General features: G+C 59.0%; 10 protein-coding genes. 6 read left to right on the forward strand and 4 right to left on the reverse strand.

All coding sequences use genetic code 11. The features are described from left to right. Nucleotides 1-2: 2 nt before the first annotated feature. From GVM20_RS00630 to GVM20_RS16485, 4 genes are all read right to left on the reverse strand, one after another. Nucleotides 3-491 carry a hypothetical protein gene (locus GVM20_RS00630; RefSeq protein WP_166545370.1) on the reverse strand — a complete coding sequence of 163 codons (489 nt, stop codon included), beginning with the start codon at nt 489-491 and terminating at the stop codon, nt 3-5. Beyond that, a complete protein-coding gene (locus tag GVM20_RS00635; RefSeq protein WP_166545371.1) occupies nt 488-1168 on the reverse strand; it encodes a hypothetical protein in 681 nt (226 codons plus the stop codon). The genes GVM20_RS00630 and GVM20_RS00635 overlap by 4 nt, the downstream gene beginning before the upstream one ends. A 650-nt stretch (nt 1169-1818) precedes the next feature. Continuing rightward, nucleotides 1819-2358, reverse strand: a complete 540-nt coding sequence (locus GVM20_RS00640; protein ID WP_166545372.1) for a hypothetical protein — start codon at nt 2356-2358, stop codon at nt 1819-1821. A 606-nt stretch (nt 2359-2964) separates the two neighbouring features. Then, the gene (locus GVM20_RS16485) at nt 2965-3723 is read right to left on the reverse strand and encodes a MarR family transcriptional regulator (protein WP_166545373.1); all 759 of its coding nucleotides are present in this window, start codon (nt 3721-3723) and stop codon (nt 2965-2967) included. A gap of 1025 nt (nt 3724-4748) precedes the next feature. Between GVM20_RS16485 and GVM20_RS00650 the strand changes: the two genes are divergently transcribed. The 6 genes from GVM20_RS00650 (at nt 4749) to GVM20_RS00675 (ending at nt 17847) form a co-directional block, all read left to right on the forward strand. Further along, nucleotides 4749-8312 (forward strand): cadherin-like domain-containing protein, encoded by a 3564-nt coding sequence (locus tag GVM20_RS00650; RefSeq protein ID WP_166545374.1) that lies wholly within the window; start codon nt 4749-4751, stop codon nt 8310-8312. A gap of 39 nt (nt 8313-8351) precedes the next feature. Next, entirely contained in the window at nt 8352-12731 is a 4380-nt protein-coding gene (locus GVM20_RS00655; protein WP_166545375.1) for a beta strand repeat-containing protein, read from the forward strand. Nucleotides 12732-12933: 202 nt separating this feature from the next. Continuing rightward, nucleotides 12934-13146: a hypothetical protein gene (locus GVM20_RS00660; RefSeq protein WP_166545376.1), complete on the forward strand. Its 213-nt coding sequence runs from the start codon at nt 12934-12936 to the stop codon at nt 13144-13146. 58 nt (nt 13147-13204) lie between these two features. After that, a complete protein-coding gene (locus tag GVM20_RS00665) occupies nt 13205-14542 on the forward strand; it encodes a TolC family protein (protein WP_166545377.1) in 1338 nt (445 codons plus the stop codon). Further along, nucleotides 14542-16650 (forward strand): ATP-binding cassette domain-containing protein, encoded by a 2109-nt coding sequence (locus GVM20_RS00670; protein ID WP_166545378.1) that lies wholly within the window; start codon nt 14542-14544, stop codon nt 16648-16650. Before GVM20_RS00665 ends, GVM20_RS00670 begins: the two co-directional genes overlap by 1 nt. Nucleotides 16651-16728: 78 nt before the next feature. Then, nucleotides 16729-17847, forward strand: coding sequence for a beta-barrel domain-containing protein (locus GVM20_RS00675; protein WP_199799386.1), 1119 nt, complete (start codon nt 16729-16731; stop codon nt 17845-17847). Nucleotides 17848-18795 lie beyond the last annotated feature (948 nt).

An 18795-nucleotide genomic window follows, 5' to 3' on the forward strand; every position in this document is an offset into this window, starting at 1 on the left:
CGTCACTGGTCCAATTCGATTTCAAAGCCGAACGCCAGAGCCTCAGGCTGGGTCAATCGCGCGCCATCAGCCTCCAGCGCAATGTCGATTAGATCGCGCAGCGCGACGCTGGTCACGGGGCCGGCATAGACCAGCGTTCGGTCACCCGAGATCACGGTGCCCGGCAGCAGTGTCCCGCCCGTTCTCCAGGTGGCGCGGACCGTGGGCCCAGGGGTGCGCGGCAAGGTCATGTAAATCCGCCCCGTCCGCCCGACCCAGGCGGCCAGGTTGAGCTGGACGCTGACACGCGTCGAAGCGGCGACCAGCGAGGTCGTGCCGCTGCGTCCGGGCGGCTGCCACTCCATTTCGAGAACGGGATCGAGGACGACAGTGCCGCTGTCATCCACTCTGAAGACCTGTCCCGAAGACACCACGTCCTCTTGCGCGGCATAGGCTACTGACGCACCGGCAGGGGTGCAGCACAGCAGAGCGGGAAGGATGAACCTTTTCAAGGCAAGCTCAGGGTGTAGACCGCCCGTCCGGTGTAGGTTCCGGCCGCAGGCACCACGGTATTAGCGTAGGAGAATGTCATGCATTGCTCCTTCCACGTATTGCGCGCGAGGGTGCCAAGGGTCTGCGTGCCACCGGTGAATGTTCCATTCGGGAACTGGAAAACCGTATCGCCATTGCCCGACATGACCCAGCTGATCTGGCTGAAGGGGATGGTGTTGCTACCGCTGGTGAGATTGGCCGGCGATGTGACAGTCAGCGTCGCCACGCCATTCCCCGACCCCGGCCGAGACCATGCACCGATATAGACCTGCGCGGGGGGATTGCAGAAGGCAAAGCCGTCGATCGGGCTCTGCGATACGGTGCTGTTCGACGTCATGGCCTGAGCCGTGCCGGAGCCGACCGCCCCATTCGGCACAGTGACCGAGACAACGTTGATCGTCGCGTTGTTTCCCGGTGTCCCGCCCGACGCGTTGGTGCCGGTATATCCTCCGGCCCCCACTTGCAGGTAGATGGATCGCGCCCCCGCAGTGATCGTGATCGTGTAAGCATGCGCGGCTTGTGAGCCGAAAGTACATGCGAGCAAGGTCATGGCCGCAGTGCTTCGCCAGAAAGCGGTCCTGTAATGAAGAAACCTGTCGGCAATGCGCCCGAATTGTTTAGCACCTTCAGCGATCATGCTGGGAATCCTTGATTAATTCACGCTGCCAGTAAAGCCTTGATTGGAGGTCATGCGGAATTCAAGGTATGGCCACAAGATATACACCGATTGGCGAAGTTTGAGCTTCCCCGCCTCTGGTGCCGACGTCCCGGCTCTGTGCCCGAGCAGCACGTTCAGGCGCGAAGGCCAGGGTTCCGGCATTGGTTAGCACCACATAGGGCTCGCGCGACATTGCACCATTGGCCCTTTTGGCGCTCAACGGTTGCTGAGGGTCGTTAACTATCCCCGCCGAGGCCGAACCAAGGTAAACAACCTCCGGGATCACGATGGTAAAGTCGAGAGATACGGCAGGTTTCGTGCCTGGCATCGGGATGGTCTCAAACCGTGATCCCGCCTGCGCTGCCTCGATGAAAAGAGCGAGCGCACACAGCGCCGCCAGTCTGCGTATCGTCGATGCCCCCCAACGCCTCACGCTCTGCCCCTCTCTTATCTCCGCATACGGAAGACGGGCAGGCGTAGCTCAGTTTAAGGGAGTGAGGTATAGTTAATGAAACGTGTCTTGCGATGGGACGCAGTTTCGGCTGCACTGGCAACCAAGACGAGCTGTCTCCCCACTTTGACTTGCCGGAGCCCGGCGCGAGCATGCGCCGCGCTCCGGCAGAGCAAAATCAGGGCATCGACACCGCGTAAGTCACGCGGCCATTCTGCGCATTGACGCCACCATAGGTGCCGGCTGCGACGATGTTCTGGTTGAGGTAGGAGAAGGTCCAGCGCGCATCAAGGTTCGTCACCTTCGTCCCGCTCGTGGGGGAAAGATTGATGCTGGTCGTCGCGCCATCAACCAAGGTGGGGTGAGCCAGCGCGGTGGCGCTTGTATTGGCGGCTACGGAAACGGCCATCTGCGACCACGAGATCGTGTCGCCAGCGCCATTGTTGAGCGCGCCAAGCGTCGTCGAGCTAAAGGCGATCGTGCCATTGTTGCCGGTAACGCGCGCGGTGACCTGGCCATTGGTCAGGTCGCCGCCCGTGCCAGCAACCGACGTGCCGTCACCCACGTTGGCCGCGGGTACGGTGAAAACGAGGTTGTCGACCGTCGTGTTGACGGCCCGATCCGTGCCGGTGCCGATGCGGACATAGACGAACTTCGGAATGGTCACGGTGAAGTCGAGATTGGCACTCGCCGTCAGCGGGCTAGCAGTGCCAGTCACAAACCGCGATTCTGCCTGGGCTCCGGTCGAAAAAGATGCTGTGGCAGCAAGGATTACTGCCGAGAGAAAAAGCTTAGTGGTCACGATTTGGTCTCCGATCTTAATAATCATGCGTTCGAGTGATCGCGCCGCTGCCTATATCCCGTGAATGGTTAACATCTCGTTCAGTCTGTTTTTTATGGCGAAATGCACCGAGAGAGCCGGCCGTGGATTTGACCGCCAGCCTGCTTGTAAGTCTCTGCGCCAAGAACGGCGTGTGCCCGCAGAACCGAGTATTGCAGCAGTCAGATGAAGAGACATGAGGCGCCGCCAGAGCAAATGCACTGGACTGTATGAGTTGGTGAGAGGCGAGGCTGGGGCGGTGCCACCGTCCCAAGACATTCGGTACCTCGGCGCCGCGCCGGAAGCCGGATGGCACGCGGTGGCAATGTGAGTGTGGTTCCGGCTTGGCCTGCGGAGTGGCGGGGCCACATTGTCTATGCTGAAAGCGGGAAAGGGATCGCTTCGCCATGCGGACCGGCGTGCGATGATGCGGACGGCATCCACCGCAAGCGATAGAGCCTAGGCCACTATTGGAATGTCCGCTCTATCACTGCACAGCTGTGCCTATGGAAATTCTTCCAGTGCACGGCCGACAGCCACCACCCCTTTGCGGGTCAGATCGATGAGCGTAACGCGCTGGTCGACATCGCTGGTTCTGCGCTTGATCAGACCCTCTCGCTCCAATCGATCGATCTGACGAAAGGCTGTCGTTGGCGGCGCGCGGGATACCTTGATCAGGCTCTTGGTAGAAACGGCCGTCCCCCCTGAGAACTGCACAAAGAGTTCCAGAAGCATATCCCACGCCGGCCCATCGTGAGCATCTGGCGGCAAGAACTTGGCGCGTTGTTGGCGAAACTGAATGAGGAGCAGGGCTACCTTTGCAAGTTCCAGCGCGTTACGCTCAATCCGGGCGGCGGTAGACGGCATGTTGTAGCTTGAACGGACAACCGCGGGCCGCCAATCCTGCTCGACCGCTTCGGCCATGTTGATCAGTCTCCGCCCCAAGCCGCGCAGCTCATCGGGTGAGAGCCTCGCGACGAGCTCGTCCAGCAACGCAATCTTCAAAGTCAGGGGGTGGCGCGGGTCGGATGATCTGGTGGCTGGATAGGGCGGTGGCATGTCAAACGCTGTCGCTTCGGCCATGTCGGGGTCAAAACTCTCAGACTGTTCTGGCAGCATTGAACTCAGCTCGACCAACCGTTTGCGAGCGTCCTCCACCAAAAACCCGTGCGCGCTTGCAGCATCTTCAAGCGACAGGCCATCGGCCAACGAAGATAGCAGGAATTGAACCCGCGATTCGCGTACCTTCGCTTGTGACTTCACAGCCGTTCCCCCGTCGCGATTGCACGTGGTGCTATATGACCAACTTAGTTGAATCAAGCGCGTTGGATAACATTACAAAACAATGAAGGTCGTTGTTAGACTTAGAGCGTTTAACTATACATTTGTGCATCGTTCTATCGGGCATCGAAATGCGGTGCGCGCTTGGCGGACCAAAGAAATGAATCGCGCGGCCGTTTCGGGCTTCATTCGCGCACCAGCATGGTCGCCATGCGATAGCCAAGGCATCCCAGCTATCGCTGTCGGCACCTGCCCGATGATGGGGCTTTCAGACAAATAATCACTGAACAGGTCGTTCGGTGAATTAGACTGTCTGGTGCGATGCGGCGCTCGTCAGAACATCCGAGGCGGTATCTGATCGAAAGTCCTAGCAGGTGACGTGGGGAGGGGGCGGCATGCTGCCTGGCTGGCAAAAGGCTGCCCCGCATACGAATTCGCTCTGCGTCTGGTCTGGTCGCCCGATACTTGAGCATGGCCAGAAAGGCGTCTCTGCTGCCGCGCTGAGCAAAGGGCGCACTGGGTCTGTTCCGAAACGCCCCCAAAATGCATAGCCCAACATTGCCGTGCGATGGCGTTTCAACTGGAAACCGGCCTCGCCGAGGCTGGCGCGAACCCAACCCCACACTGTCACTCTGACCGCCAAACCGAACGGATTTTGTCGCCAACGCTCCCACATTTTCGTCACACGGAAGTAAGGAAATTGGGGAAAAGGTGCCAAGATGGTGCAAATTGACAACACTGTGTGCAGTGAATCCCGTCAAAGCATAAACACCCAAAACGAGGCTTGCGTTGCCCCAAACCACTGGCTAATGCACCGTCACGCACTAAGGGAGTTTCTTTTAATGGACAGGATGGTGAGTGTGAACAGTAGCGCAAATGAGGCTACAGTTAGCCACAACGAGCAGGATGCCGGACACTCGGCAGTTCAGGCGCAAAAGGCGGTCGTTGCTGCTTCGCAGCCGAACGCTCAGCAAGCTCACGCTGCTCCGTCTCAGCCGGCGCGCGCAGTGCCGACCGAAGCCGAACTGGCAGCGGTAAAGGTTGCTGCTGCAAACTCGGCCGCTGAGGCCGAAGAAGTTCTCGCGAAGCTCGCTGAGGACGCCGAGAAGGACAAGGAAGAACTCCAGCTTGCGGTTGCTGAAGAAGCTGAAGCCGAAGCAGATGTGGTCGAGACCGCAGAGTTCACGGCCACTGCTCCTGCAATCGATCTGACCTCGGGCCTGACCACCGTACAGTTCGCTCAGGCTGGTATGCCCGCGCGTCAGGGCGTTGATGGTTCCAGCTCGCTGGGTCAAGATGATGAGGATGGCGGTATCTCCGGCGTCCTGATCGGTGTCTTGGCGCTCGCTGCGATCGGCGGCGGCATTGCTGTTGCAGCCGGCGGCGGAAACAAGGAAAGCGATCTTCCCAGCAATTCGCCCCCCGTCGCGGGTGATGATACGCTGGCCGCGACCGAAGGTTCGGGCACTGTCAATCTGTCGGTGACCGCCAATGATAGCGATCCCGATGGCAACACCTTGACCTACACGGCCAACGGAACCCTCCCGGTCGGCGTTACGCTTTCGGCCACTGGTGCTGTCACCTTCGACAGCAACAACGCCGAATACAACAGCCTGGCTGCTGGTGCGACCCGCGCTCTGACGTTCTCCTACACCGTCAACGACGGCAACGGCGGAACTGACACTGCGAACGTCACGCTCACCGTAACCGGCACGAATGACGCGCCGGTCGCTGTTGCGGACACCGCTGCGGCAACTGAAGATGCTCCGGCAGTGACCGGTTCGGTCGCAACCAACGACAGCGATGTCGATGCTGGTACGACGCTCACCTACGCCTTGGCGGCTCCGGTTGCCGGTCTGACGCTGAACGCGAACGGCACCTACAGCTTCGACCCGTCGAACGCTGCCTATCAGCCGCTTGCGGCTGGTGCGACGCAGGTTGTTGTGGCCAACTACACCGTCAGCGATGGTGCAGGTGGTACTGCAACTTCGACCCTGACCATCACCGTGACCGGCGCGAATGATGCTCCGGTGGCTGTGGTTGATGTGGCTACTGCGACCGAAGATGGCGCCGTGGTGACGGGCTCGGTGGCGACCAATGACAGCGATGTCGATACGGGCGCCACGCTGACCTACGCGGTTGTGGGTACCCCGCCGGCTGGCGTTACGCTGAACGCAAACGGCACCTACAGCTTCGATCCGTCGAACGCAGCTTATCAGTCGCTTGCGGCTGGCGCGACCCAGTCGGTTGTCGTCAATTACACTGTCAGCGACGGGATTGCCCCGCCGGTGGCTTCGACCCTGACGATCACCGTGACGGGCGTGAACGACGCTCCGGTGGCTGTGGCTGATGTGGCTGCTGCAACCGAAGATGGTGCGGCGGTGACTGGTTCGGTCGCAACCAACGACAGCGATGTCGATACGGGTGCTGTGCTGACCTACGCACTGGCGGCGCCGGTGGCAGGTCTGACCCTGAACGCGAATGGCAGCTACAGCTTCGATCCGTCGAACGCTGCCTATCAGTCGCTTGCGGCTGGTGCGACCCAGGTGATTGTTGCCAACTACACCGTCAGCGATGGCAATGGTGGTTCGGCGACATCGACCCTGACGATCACTGTAACCGGCACGAACGACGCTCCGGTGGCTGTGGCTGACGTTGCAACTGCAACCGAAGATGGTGCAGCGGTGACCGGTTCGGTCGCGACCAACGACAGCGATGTCGATAACGGCGCGGTCCTGACTTATGCGCTCGATGCACCGGTTGCTGGCCTGACGCTCAATGCCAATGGTAGCTACAGCTTCGATCCGTCGAATGCAGCCTATCAGTCGCTCGCAGTTGGCGAGACCACCGATGTGGTGGCGACCTACACTGTGACCGACGAGAACGGTGCAGAGTCGACCTCGACCCTGACGATCACTGTGACTGGCGTGAACGACGCTCCGGTGGCTGTTGCTGATGTTGCTGCTGCGACGGAAGATGCTGCGCCGGTGACCGGTTCGGTCGCAACCAACGACAGCGATGTCGATAACGACGCGGTCCTGACCTACACGCTGGACGCTCCGGTGGATGGTCTGACGCTCAATGCGGATGGTAGCTACAGCTTCGATCCGTCGGATGCGGCCTATCAGTCGCTTGCAGTTGGCGAGACCACCGATGTGGTGGCGACTTACACTGTGACCGACGAGAACGGTGCAGAGTCGACCTCGACCCTGACGATCACTGTGACCGGCGTGAACGACGCTCCGGTGGCTGCGGATGATGTTGCAACCGCGACGGAAGACGGCCCGGACGTGACCGGTTCGGTTGCGACCAACGACAGCGATGTCGATGCCTCCGACGATCTGACCTACGAACTGGACGCACCGGTTGCGGGCCTGACGCTCAACGCGGACGGTAGCTACACCTTCGACACGTCGAATGCGGCCTACCAGTCGCTTCGTTCGGGTGCGACGCAAGTTGTGGTTGCGAACTACACCGTCAGTGACGGCAATGGTGGTTCGGATACTGCCACGCTGACGATCACCGTCACCGGGACGAACGATGCTCCGGTCATTACGTCGGCGACGACGGGGACGGTGGCTGAGAACGCCGCTACTTCGACGGTCGTGTATGATGCGAATGCAACCGATGTCGACGCGGGTGACGTGCTTTCCTACAGCATCAGCGGTGCTGATGCGGCGGCCTTCAATATCGATGCTGCCACGGGTGAAGTGCGCTTGAACGCTCCGGCGAACTTCGAGCGTCAAACGAGCTACTCGATCACAGTGACGGCAACCGACAACGGGAACCCGGCACTGTCGGCCACTCAGGCGATCACCATTGCCGTTACGGACCAGATCGATGTCCTGTCGATTGATGTCGGTGCGTTTAATGATCCGGAAGTTATCGACGCCGGAATTCAGCCCGGTGACGTGACGGACACGAACTTCCAGTTCACCGAAACGTCGGGTGGGTTCTCTGAAGTCGAAATCGTCAACTTCAGCGGCAACGATTTCATCTTCTTCGATGGGTTTGATCCGAGCGATTACACCTTCCAGGACGATGGCAACGGGAACCTGGTGCTTTCGCGTCTCGATGACGACGGCGCCACCACCAACCTGATCACTCTGGTTGATGTGCTGGACGGCCTGACGATCGATCCGATCGTGACCGAAGCTGATGCAGAAGCGGCTCTGGCGCTTGCCTTTGGTGCTGGCGATTACTTCCGGGGCTCGGCTGCTCCGGCAGATGTCGCAACCTCGGGTATCGCCACGTTCAATGCGGCGGGTGTGCAGGCTACCTTCATCGAAGACCTCGATGCACCGGAAAGCTTCATCATCATCCAGAACTTCCGCGCTGACGACCGCATCCTGTTCCTCGATGGCGACATCGGTGAAGTGAGCTTCGGCACCGACCCCGATGACGCCCGCGATCTGCGCATCGAGTACTTTGATTTCACCACGAACCAGGCGAGCACGATTATCCTTGATAACGTGCTCGACCCCGACGGTCCGATCGTGTTCGACGAGGCAAGTGCCGAGGCGGCGGTTGGAGCTATCATCGGCGCGGGTGATTACTTCCAGGTGGGCTAATAATAATAAGTCTTACAAAAATTTTAGAAGGAAGAAGTTATGGCACGGGTTACTCTTGGTACCGGTGAATCGATCACCGTCGGGGGGAATACTGAGATTTTCGGTACCTCTGGCGCGCAGAACGTCACCATCATCGACGGTTCGACCGTCACTTTCCGCAGCGGTTTCAACAGCGGCGGTGACACGATCCGCCTTAACGGGAACGCATCGGATTTCTCGGTGTCGTTCAGCGGCTCGAACGTGACGCTGACGAGCGTCACGGATGGGATCACCGTGGTTATTCCGATCGGTGTTGTTGCCAACACCATCGTGTTCGACAACGGCGACTCGCGCAGCCTCTCGCTCGTGAACGGTGTCCCGACCCTTGGCGGTCAAGCCATCACCGGCACGCCGACCGCTCTTCCGGCTGGCCCCGGTGTGTATGAAGTGACTTCGTCGGGCGAAGTGCTCGAAGGTGGGGTTCTCACCTTCACCGTCACGCGCACCGACACCAGCACTGCCGAAACGCTTCAGGCAACTGCCCTCGGCTTCACCAATGGCGGTACCATCGTTGATGCGCAGCAGGGTGATGACTTCACTGTCGCTGGTGCAACCTTGACCTTCGCAGTGGGTCAGGCAACGCGCACCTTCACAATCTCCGCTCCGCTCGATGCAGAAGTCGAAGGCGTTGAAGGCCTTCGGGTCAACATCGTGAAGGGCGGCAGCCAAGTTGTTGCAACCACGACTGCGCTGATCCTTGACGGCACGCCTGAAGGTCAGACCTTCCAGCTGACCACCGGTCTTGACACCGTTGGCACTGGCGTTCCGACTGATCTGATTGGCAGCGGCGGCAATGCTGGCACCGGTGGTAACGACACCATCGTTGCCGTTACCGGCGAAGTCAGCCTGCTCAACCCGAACCTCGGCCTGACCGGCACTCTGACTCCGTTCGACAACATCAACGGCGGCGCTGGCACCGACACCCTTCTGGTGCTCGACAACGGCAACCCGTTCACCTCGGCCCCCAACTTCACCGGCGTCACCGTCGATAACGTCGAGAGCCTCGATTATCGTGCGCCGACCCGCGGGTTCCTCGGTGGCGCGTTCAACGTGAACACCGCTGGGTTCGATGGTCTTGAGAACGCAACGTTCTTCATCAACGGTTCCACGACCCAGACCATCACGCTTGACGACGAAACCACGTCGACTGCGGCCAATGGCGTGACCCCCACGGACGTCAACACCAGCGCCACCGTCACCCAGATTGGTGATGGCGACTTGGTCATCAACGGCGGCGGCGATAGCCTCAACGTGACGGCTGCTGACGGTAACGTGTTTGTCGGCGGGGCAAATCAAAACGGTGGGCTCGCTCCGACCGGGACGGCCGCTTCGAACTCGTACGACACGGTAGCTATCACCGGCGGTCGGAACGTCACTGTCACTGATCGCGGTGCGCAGGAACTGGCGACCGTTTCGGTTACTGGCACCGGCAACAACGTCAGCGTCCGCGGTGCGGCGGTGACTGCGGTCAACGTCTCGAACCTCGCTGACACCGGCTTCCGTGACATTGATGTTGACGTGAACGCGGCAGCAACGCTTACGCTTACCGGCATCAACGACGCCGACGATTTCGGCTCGCAGTTGTTCGACATCAATAGCCAGGGCAACATTCGCGTCGTAACCGACTCGAGCGTCAACGGCCTGGCCGATCTGATCTCGAAGGGCACCCGCGTTGACTTGGTCAGCAATGGCGACCTCGCCTTGAGCGACATCAACGTGCTCGGAACCAACGCTACGGTCAGCATTGAAGCCAACGGTGACGTCGGTCTCGACAACATCGATGGTGGCGCTGAAAATGGCGTGCCGGAAGTGTTCGGTAATTCGGCTGGTTCGACGGCTAATGACGTTCGGAACGTGATCCTGTCGGGCACTGGCTCGGTAACGATGACGTCTGTTCAGCAGGCAGGCAATACGAACGACACCAAGACCACGATCACTTCGACCAACGTTCCGGGCGGGATCACGATCTTCGATCAGCTTGGCAATGACACGCTGTTCAATGGATCTGCCAACACCGGCAACGACAACATCACTTTTGGTGCAACCACTGAAGACAACAGCTTCGGCGGCGGAACCGACCGTGTCACCTTCAATTCCGACACCTTCGGGACCACTGGTGGGACTGGTACGAGTGGTTCGTTCGATGGCGGCGAAAGTGTCGGCGACGACGACCGTCTGGTTATGGAATCGAACGACGCGGCGACCTTCACCAGCACCGCTCAGGCCGTTGTCAACTTCGAGCATCTCGAACTGGATTTCCAAGATGTCGCCAAGCATGACGTCATCAACCTGGCGAACATCGGTCTGAACGACATTTCGAATGTGACTTCGGACATCGGTGCGGGTTCTGAGCCCGAGATCTCCCGTGTGTTGTTTTCCGGTGAAACTACCGGGGCTGACAGCGTCACGATTACTGCTGCCGGTCTTAACGTGACCGTCCCGCTCACCGATGACCTTGGTGACGGCATCCCCAACAATGGTGATGACGCAGCAGCGATCGCGGCGAAGGTTGCGGCAGCCATCGATGGTGTGAATGGCTACAGCGCGGTCGTCGATCCCGACAACAGTGAAGCTGTCATCATCACCGGTCCCACCGGCGTCGATGCCAACGTCGCTGTAAGCTTCACCGACGGAACGGATATCGGTGCGCCGGGCCGCGAGCAAATTCTCGGAATCCTCAACAATGATGGTCGGGCTCCGGCCGCTGAAGATCCCGATACTGCTCTGCTTGAGCTCACATCGGTGACCATCCTGAATGGTGAAACCATCACGATCCAGTATGACAATGTTGATGGGACCGATGGCGAGTTCACCTTCACGAACACCACCGGGCAGGCGTTGACTCAGGAGGGCGGTACTCTTGCTGACCTGATCGTTGCGGCAGCAAATGCTGATGGTGACTTCAACGATAATGCAGTTGCAGTTCGCGTCGGTAACAATGTCCGCTTCACCGCACTTGCTGGTGAGACGGATGGCGACACAGCCTTCATCTTCAACGGATCCAACACCGGTCTGACTACTGGTCTTGATGTCTTTACCCTTACCAACGAAAAGGGTTCTGCGGCCATTACGGGTCTTGATGAGGATGCGGTCTTTGTCTTGGATGGTGAGGCCTCGGCCGATGATACGCTTGAAATCACGCTCCGGGATAACGACCCCCTGACGGCTGATGAGGTAATCACTGTTCAATTCGAAGATGGTGATACCAACCTCACCGGTCTTCGGAACGCGGTGATTAACGCGATCAATGCTCAGTCTTCGTTGTACACGGCTAACGTGTTTGCCGGTGCTGAGTTCGGGTTCGCTGGTGTTCCCTTCATTGGTATTGGTGTTCAGATCCAGTCGATCAACAACGAGAACCTACCCGACCTCACGGCGGCGGATTTCCGCTTCATCGATGACAGCAACGTCGGGACGCCGGGTGCAGCGGTTACGGTTCTTCAACAGGGTACGACTTCGTCGGTGACGCTTAACAACTTCATCAGCGGATCGACCCTGACCCTGACGAACACCAACGGTAACCACACCGTCAACATGAAGACCGACACCACGGCTGATGTTCTCAACCTCGTGCTGGCGGTTGATGCCGGTGACCACGGTGTTGTGACTGCGAAGGATGCCGAGACGGTCAACATCGATACTACCGGTTCGCTTGGTACTGACACTCTCGACCTGTTCGGTGGTGATCTTACGACGCTGGTTATCGAAGGTGCCAACGGTCTGACGCTCGACACCAACAGCACGAAGATTTCGTCGATTGATGCGACGGGTCTTGGTGGTCTGTTCACCTGGTCGGCTGATGCCAACACGGTGGCTATCACAGTGCGTACCGGTGCTGGGGACAGTGATGTTGATTTCAGTGCGATGACGATCCCGGGCGGTAACGCGTCCGCCGGCACCGCTCCGATTACCTTCATTGGTGGCTCGGGTGATGACGTCGTGACTACCGGCAATCTCGGCACCTCGCGTGGTACTATCACGACTGGTGATGGCAACGACGTGGTCTTTGTTGGGATCGTCGACGGCGGTAACGACTTCTGGTCGATCAAGGACTTCGACGAGAAGGATGGCGTCTCAGACCTCGAGTTTGATGTGCTTGACTTCGCTGCCGCGCCGGTCTTCATCGGTCGTGATCAGGAACTCGAACCCACTGCCATCTTCCAGGATTACCTGGACCAGGCGGCCCGTGGTAACACTGTTGACGGCAACTTCACTGCCGGTGGCATCCGTTACTTCTGGTACGATGAAGACGGCGATGGCGACTTCGATGCGACCTACGTGGTGCAGGACAACTCCGACAGCGAAGATTTCGTTGACGGCAGCGACACTGTGATCCGCCTCGAAGGTCAGATCACTCTGACCGCCGACAACTTCATCTAAGTCGAACGGCAACGTTCGGAGAATTGAGCGACGGCCCTCGGGCCGTCGCTTTTTTCGTGTCTCAAAGCGAGATGCGTTGCGGTGAAGGAAAGTGAGGTCTAGAGAGCAACGACCTCGAACAGTCTTACCGGTCGGCGATTGACGATTGTCTGAGGCTGTTCATCTGCCCAATGGGCACAGTAGAAATTCTGAAGGAATACCGATGTTGATTGAAGGTTTGGGTACTGCAACGATCGTCAATGGCATGATGCGGATTGAGACTCTCTATCGCAACGCCAAGGGTGACGATGTGTCCGGTCCGGAAATGCTCATCCCCGTGGCGCGCGTTGCCGCCGTGGCACAGGGTCTGCAGCTCCTCCTCGAACGTGCGGAACAGGCCGCCAAGTCGCAGGCCGCCGGTACGGAACTGAATTGAGGTTAAGGCGGGGGTATCCTCTGATGACGACAGATGTTGCCATTGATGGGGGCAGGGCATGAAATTGCGGTTCGCGCCCGCAGTTGCCGGCCTGTGCGGATCATTAATCTTTGCAGGCGCCGCCCTCGCGCAAACTGAACCTGTCTATGGTCCTCCGGTGCCCGCGGAATTGGTACCGGCCGCCGTGCCAGAGCCCGAAGCGTTGCCGGTTGGCATCCCTCTCGCGCTAGGGCAAGTTGTCGAGATCGCGGCGCGTCAACACCCGCTGATCCTGCGCTCCATTGCCGATCGACGCTCAAGTCTCGCTGATCTGCGCGGTGCGAAGTGGCAGATCTATCCGAGCCTGTCGGTCGAAGGCTTGGCGCTCGGCGGTGGCAGCAATGTCGGTACGCAGAACGGGGTGGCAGCCAACCTCATTTTGGAGCAGCCGCTTTATACCTTCGGCAGGATCAGCGGCACGATTGACCGGGCTGAGGCAGCCTTGGAGTCGAGCACTTACGCAGTGGTCGACTCTCAGCAAGAAATCGCGCTGCGGACAGTAGGCGCCTATTTCGATCTCTCTCTGGCAACGCGCCGGGAGCTGATCCTGAAAGAGGCGCTTGCTCAGCACCAAGAGCTCCTGCGCACGATGGAGCGCCGTGTTGAGCAGGAAGTGTCGCCCGGTTCGGACCTCGATTTGGCGCAATCACGCACTGCGCAGATTGAGCAGGATCTCGCGTCGGTGGCAGGCTTGCGCTCGACCAGCTTCAGCCGGTTGCAGGAGTTGATCGGCTACGCTGAAATCGAATTGGGATCGGTGCCGGAGTTCAATCCGAACCTGCTCACGCCGACCGAAGAAGAACTCGTCGCGATGACGCTCGAGTGCAGTCCGCGGCTCAAGGCGCTTCAGGCCTTGCGGGCCGAGGTTGACGCCGAGCGTCGCGTTGCCAAGGCGCGGCTGTTCCCGCAGCTCTTGGCCCAGGCGAGCACCAATGAAATCACTGGGACACGCGCCGGCGTTGCGGTCCGCGTTCAGACCGGCAACGGCCTGTCACAGTTGTCGGCGGTCCAGTCCGTCGAGGCTCAGATCGTCTCGGCCGAATTCGAATTGGCGACGAACGAGCGTGAGATCCGCGAGCTGATGCGGACGGATTATCTGACCTATATCTCGGGTTTGAACCGCGCTCTGGCCAGCGAGAGAGTCTCGCGCTCATCCGAACTGGTCACCGAGTCCTACAAGCGCCAGTTCATCACAGGACGCCGCGGATGGCTCGATGTGATGAACGCCGTGCGCGAAAGCATGACGGCGAAGCTCTCCGAAGCCGATGCTGAAATTGGCACACTCGCCGCTTATTCGCGCCTCATGTTGCGCAGCTGTATCTGGCGGCCGACACCGATTGCTATGGAAGACAACTGATGACTGTCAGTGCAACACATACCATCTGCTCCGCGATCGACCACCTGGCTTTGGCTCAGGGCAAGTCGCTTCCTCCCGGTTGGTCCGATGAAATCGATGAGGCAGAATTGGCCGGCGATGTCGCTGACATTGCCCGCGTCTGCAACAAGATGGGTTGGGCGATTCCTGTGCTTCAGCAGGCACGTCCCCGGCCCGACCAGCTGCCGCTGATTGTCTACGACAAGAATGAGGGCTGGGCGGTCGTCGATCAGTGGGAGAACGAGCATCAGTTCCGGCTGCGGAACGGAGGGGGTCTGAAGGACTTCGACGATGAACTCGTCTTCTTCGATATGAACCTGCCTGATCCGCTTCAGGGCGGATCGGTGCAGACAGCACGGTCAATCTTCTGGCAGGCGATCATGCGGCGCAAGCAGGTGCTTGTGTCGGCGGCGATTGCCACAATTTTTGCCAATATCATTGCGCTCGCAACCTCGCTTTTTTCGATGCAGGTGTTTGACCGGGTTATCCCGCTTGCGAGCTATTCGACCCTGTTCGTGTTGACCCTCGGGACGCTTGTAGCGCTCAGCTTCGATTTCGTGCTTCGTACAGTGCGCTCGCTCATGATTGAGCGTGAGGCCGCTGATATCGATTTTGAGGTGTCTGAGTACTTCTTTGCTCGCTCGCAAGCGCTACGGATGGATACCCGCCCGCCGGGCGTTGGCACTTTGGCCGCCCAGCTGCGCGGTCTCGAACAGGTGCGCAGCACCATGTCGTCGGGCTCGCTGTTTCTGATCGCCGACTTGCCGTTCGCACTGTTCTTTATCGGGTTCATCTATTGGGTCGGCGGGCCGGTGGCCTTCGTGCCCATCATTTCCCTGCCGATTGCCCTTCTGTTTGCGATGATCCTCGCGCGGTTGATCCGCAACGGGACTGATCGGGCTCAGGTCAGTGGGAACCGCAAGAACGGCCTTTTGGTCGAATCTCTCGATGCCGTGGAAACCATCAAGGCATCCCGCGGCGGGTGGTTCATGCTGGCCAGATGGAACCGACTGGTCAGGGACGTGCACCACTATGAAGACCCGGTGAAGCGGACCTCGGCGGTCGCCCAGTCGGTGTTCTCCATTCTTCAGCAGGTATCCTATATCGCCATCATCGCGGTAGGCGCGATCCAGGTTGGGGAAGGCCACATCACCTCCGGCGCGTTGCTTGCGTGTTCGATCATCGGGGGCCGGGTGAATGGGCCGCTGATTGCGCAGCTTCCGAACCTCATTGTTCAGTGGGGCTATGCCAAGTCATCGCTGGCAGCACTCGACTCCATCCTGAAGTTGCCGATCGAGCGAAGCTCTGGCGACAATTCGCTGCGCCCCGATGTTCTGAAGGGCCCGCTGATCGCTGATGGCGTGCGGTTTGGCTACCCGGGTGCTCGCGAATCCCTCGAAATTCCGGGGCTGGTCATCAAGGATGGCCAACGGATCGCGATCGTGGGTGGCATCGGGTCAGGAAAGACGACCCTGCTGAGAGTTCTGTCTGGGCTGTATTCACCGCAATCGGGGGCGCTGAAGCTGGGCGGCCTTGATATGGCGCAGATCGCTGATGACGTGCTGCGAAAGTACATCGGCTATCTTCCGCAGGACTATCGTCTGGTGAACGGGACGCTGCGTGACAATCTGCTGATGGGTATCGGGTCTACGGACGATGAAGCCATTTTGGCTGCCGCCAGCAAAACGGGCCTTGATCAGACGATTTCGGCCCACCCGATGGGTCTTGATCTCCCCATCCAAGAAGGTGGTCGCGGCCTTTCGGGAGGTCAGCGGACTCTCGTCGGCCTGACGCGCTTGATGCTGATCAACCCAAGTATGTGGATCCTGGACGAGCCGACCTCGAACCTCGATGCGAATTCCGAAGCGCAGTTCATGGATCTCATTGGCCGCGAATTGTCCAGTGACCGGACGCTCGTCGTGGTTACGCACAAGTTGCAGCTTCTCAATCATTTCCAGCGGGTCATCGTAATGGCGCGCGGGAAGATTGTTGCCGATGGTCCGCGAGACGAAGTGCTCCGCAGGCTGCAAGCGAATGCGGCAAACGTGGCTTCGAGCACCGTCCACCCGCTGTCTCGCGCGACTTCATAATGTTCATGACGATAATTTAACTTTAATTTGTCCAGAGATATTATGTTACAAAGATTCCGCCTGTCTCACACGATCGTATTGACCATCGGGCTATTGATCATAGCCTCGATCACTTGGGCACGATGGGCGGAACTCGATCAGATTACGCGCGCACCGGGCACCGTTATTCCGATTGGCCGCGTTCAGATCGTCCAGAGCGTCAATGGCGGCGAGATTGCGCGCATCAACGTGCGTGAGGGTGACCAAGTCCGCAGGGGTCAGGTTCTGGTCGTCCTGAGCAAGGTGCGGGAAGCGGCTGCCGTCGAAGAAGCCCAGGGTAAGGTCGCGGCCTTGCTCAGCCAGCGGACTCGCATCGACGCCGAATTGTTCGACAAAGCACTGGTCTTTCCAGCCGAGGCGCTGGCGTACAGTGACTTCGTTCGCAACCAGACGCAGCTCTATCAGCGCCGGCGTGAGGCGCTCGCCGCTGAGCTTTCAAGCCTGGCCGAAATGAAGGCGCTCCTCAAGCAGGAGCTGGATCTGAACCTTCCGCTCCTCAAGACCGGTGACGTCGCCCGCGTTGAAGTCATTCGCATGGAGCGGTCCATTGTTGATGTTGAAGGGCAGATGTCCTCCATCAGGCAGCGCTACATCCAGGAATTGCAGACAGAATTGGCACGGACGGAAGAGGAGCTCGTCACAGCGCAGCAGGTGCTTGCGCAGCGCAATGATGCTCTTAAGGTGACCGAGCTTGTTGCTCCTACTGATGGGATCGTGAAGAACGTCCGCCTCACCACTGTCGGTGGTGTGTTGCGTCCGGGTGATGAGGTTCTGCAGATTGTTCCGACCGGAGAAATGCTTGTCGTGGAAGCCAAGGTGCCGCCGCGCGACATCGCGTTTGTGAAGGCAGGCCAATCCGCGTCGATCAAGTTCGATGCCTATGATTACAGCACCTATGGCCCAGCCTCCGGGAGGGTCACTTACATCAGCCCGGATACCCTCACGGAAGAGGGCGCAGACGGTAAGCAGGAAGTCTATTACCGGGTCAGCCTTGAGGTCGATGTCTCTGGGATGCGGCCAAAAGAGGCGGGAGAGAAGATTATCATCCAGCCTGGGATGACGATCGTCGCTGAGATCAAGACCGGTAAGAATACCGTGTTCGACTATCTCACCAAGCCGATCACCAAGACCTTCTCTGAGTCCTTGCAAGAAAAGTGATCGTCGCGACCTGCGGGGTCTGGTCGCGCGCAAAAACGGGAACATGGGTCGCTGGAGGTTTGCCAGCGACCCATTTTTGCTTCTGAGCCAAATGGCGCGGAACGATCGCTATGACCGATCATGCGCCAAGCGGAGCGAGTGACCAGCGTAATGGTCGGACAGCGATCCTGTGTTTTCGCTAAACGCTGTGAGCGCGTCTTCCAGCACTTTTACTGATCAAGTGATCGCTCGGCCATGATGCTTTCCCCACGCTATGGGTGAGATGCTTCCCGTTCGCGCTCGAAATCGCTTTTGTCAGTTATGACCATCATCAAAATATTCGAAAGGCGTCGAGTTAGCAGATGTGTGCCTTGTGTCGTCAGTATCGCCTTGGCCGCTGGCTTGAAGGGTATTTCACCTCGGGGCTGCCGTTTCCGATCAGAACAGGAGCTGGTCGTAATCCACCGGCTCAGCCTGTGCAGATGCTGTTTGTTCCAAACAGGATTGTTCAAGCCGAAGCTGGTCACTCTGGCTAAGTACTGGCCGAGACTTTGCGTTTGACCGTTCTCGCTGACCAAGTGCCTTTGGGCGATAGTGCGCATGGCGCTTGAAGATCTGGCTGCGGGCACCGCCTCCCAGATTTCCGGCCCATGATTACGCCCGCCTCAAAGTGCCTAGGATGAGCGACAACGATTACGTCAATAGACGTAGGGCCCTCTGGGATCAGACTTGCTAGTCTCTAACAGTTTTACCTACACTCCGCATTTCGCCGTGGTCGGAGGGCGGCTAGATGCGCATGGGGAAGGGGCCAGCTTCCAGCTGCGTATCGAGCACCGCTGACTAGCGTGCGCTGACGCTCATTCGATCAGTTAGAAACGAAATTCTTGATGCTGGATATTTTTTTGGTAATAGAAATGGGTCTAGCGGCAGTCGTCTTGCTTTGTGTCATAGCATAACGAAGACAAGAGC

Source organism: Porphyrobacter sp. SLTP, assembly GCF_009905735.1.
Taxonomy (GTDB): domain Bacteria; phylum Pseudomonadota; class Alphaproteobacteria; order Sphingomonadales; family Sphingomonadaceae; genus Erythrobacter.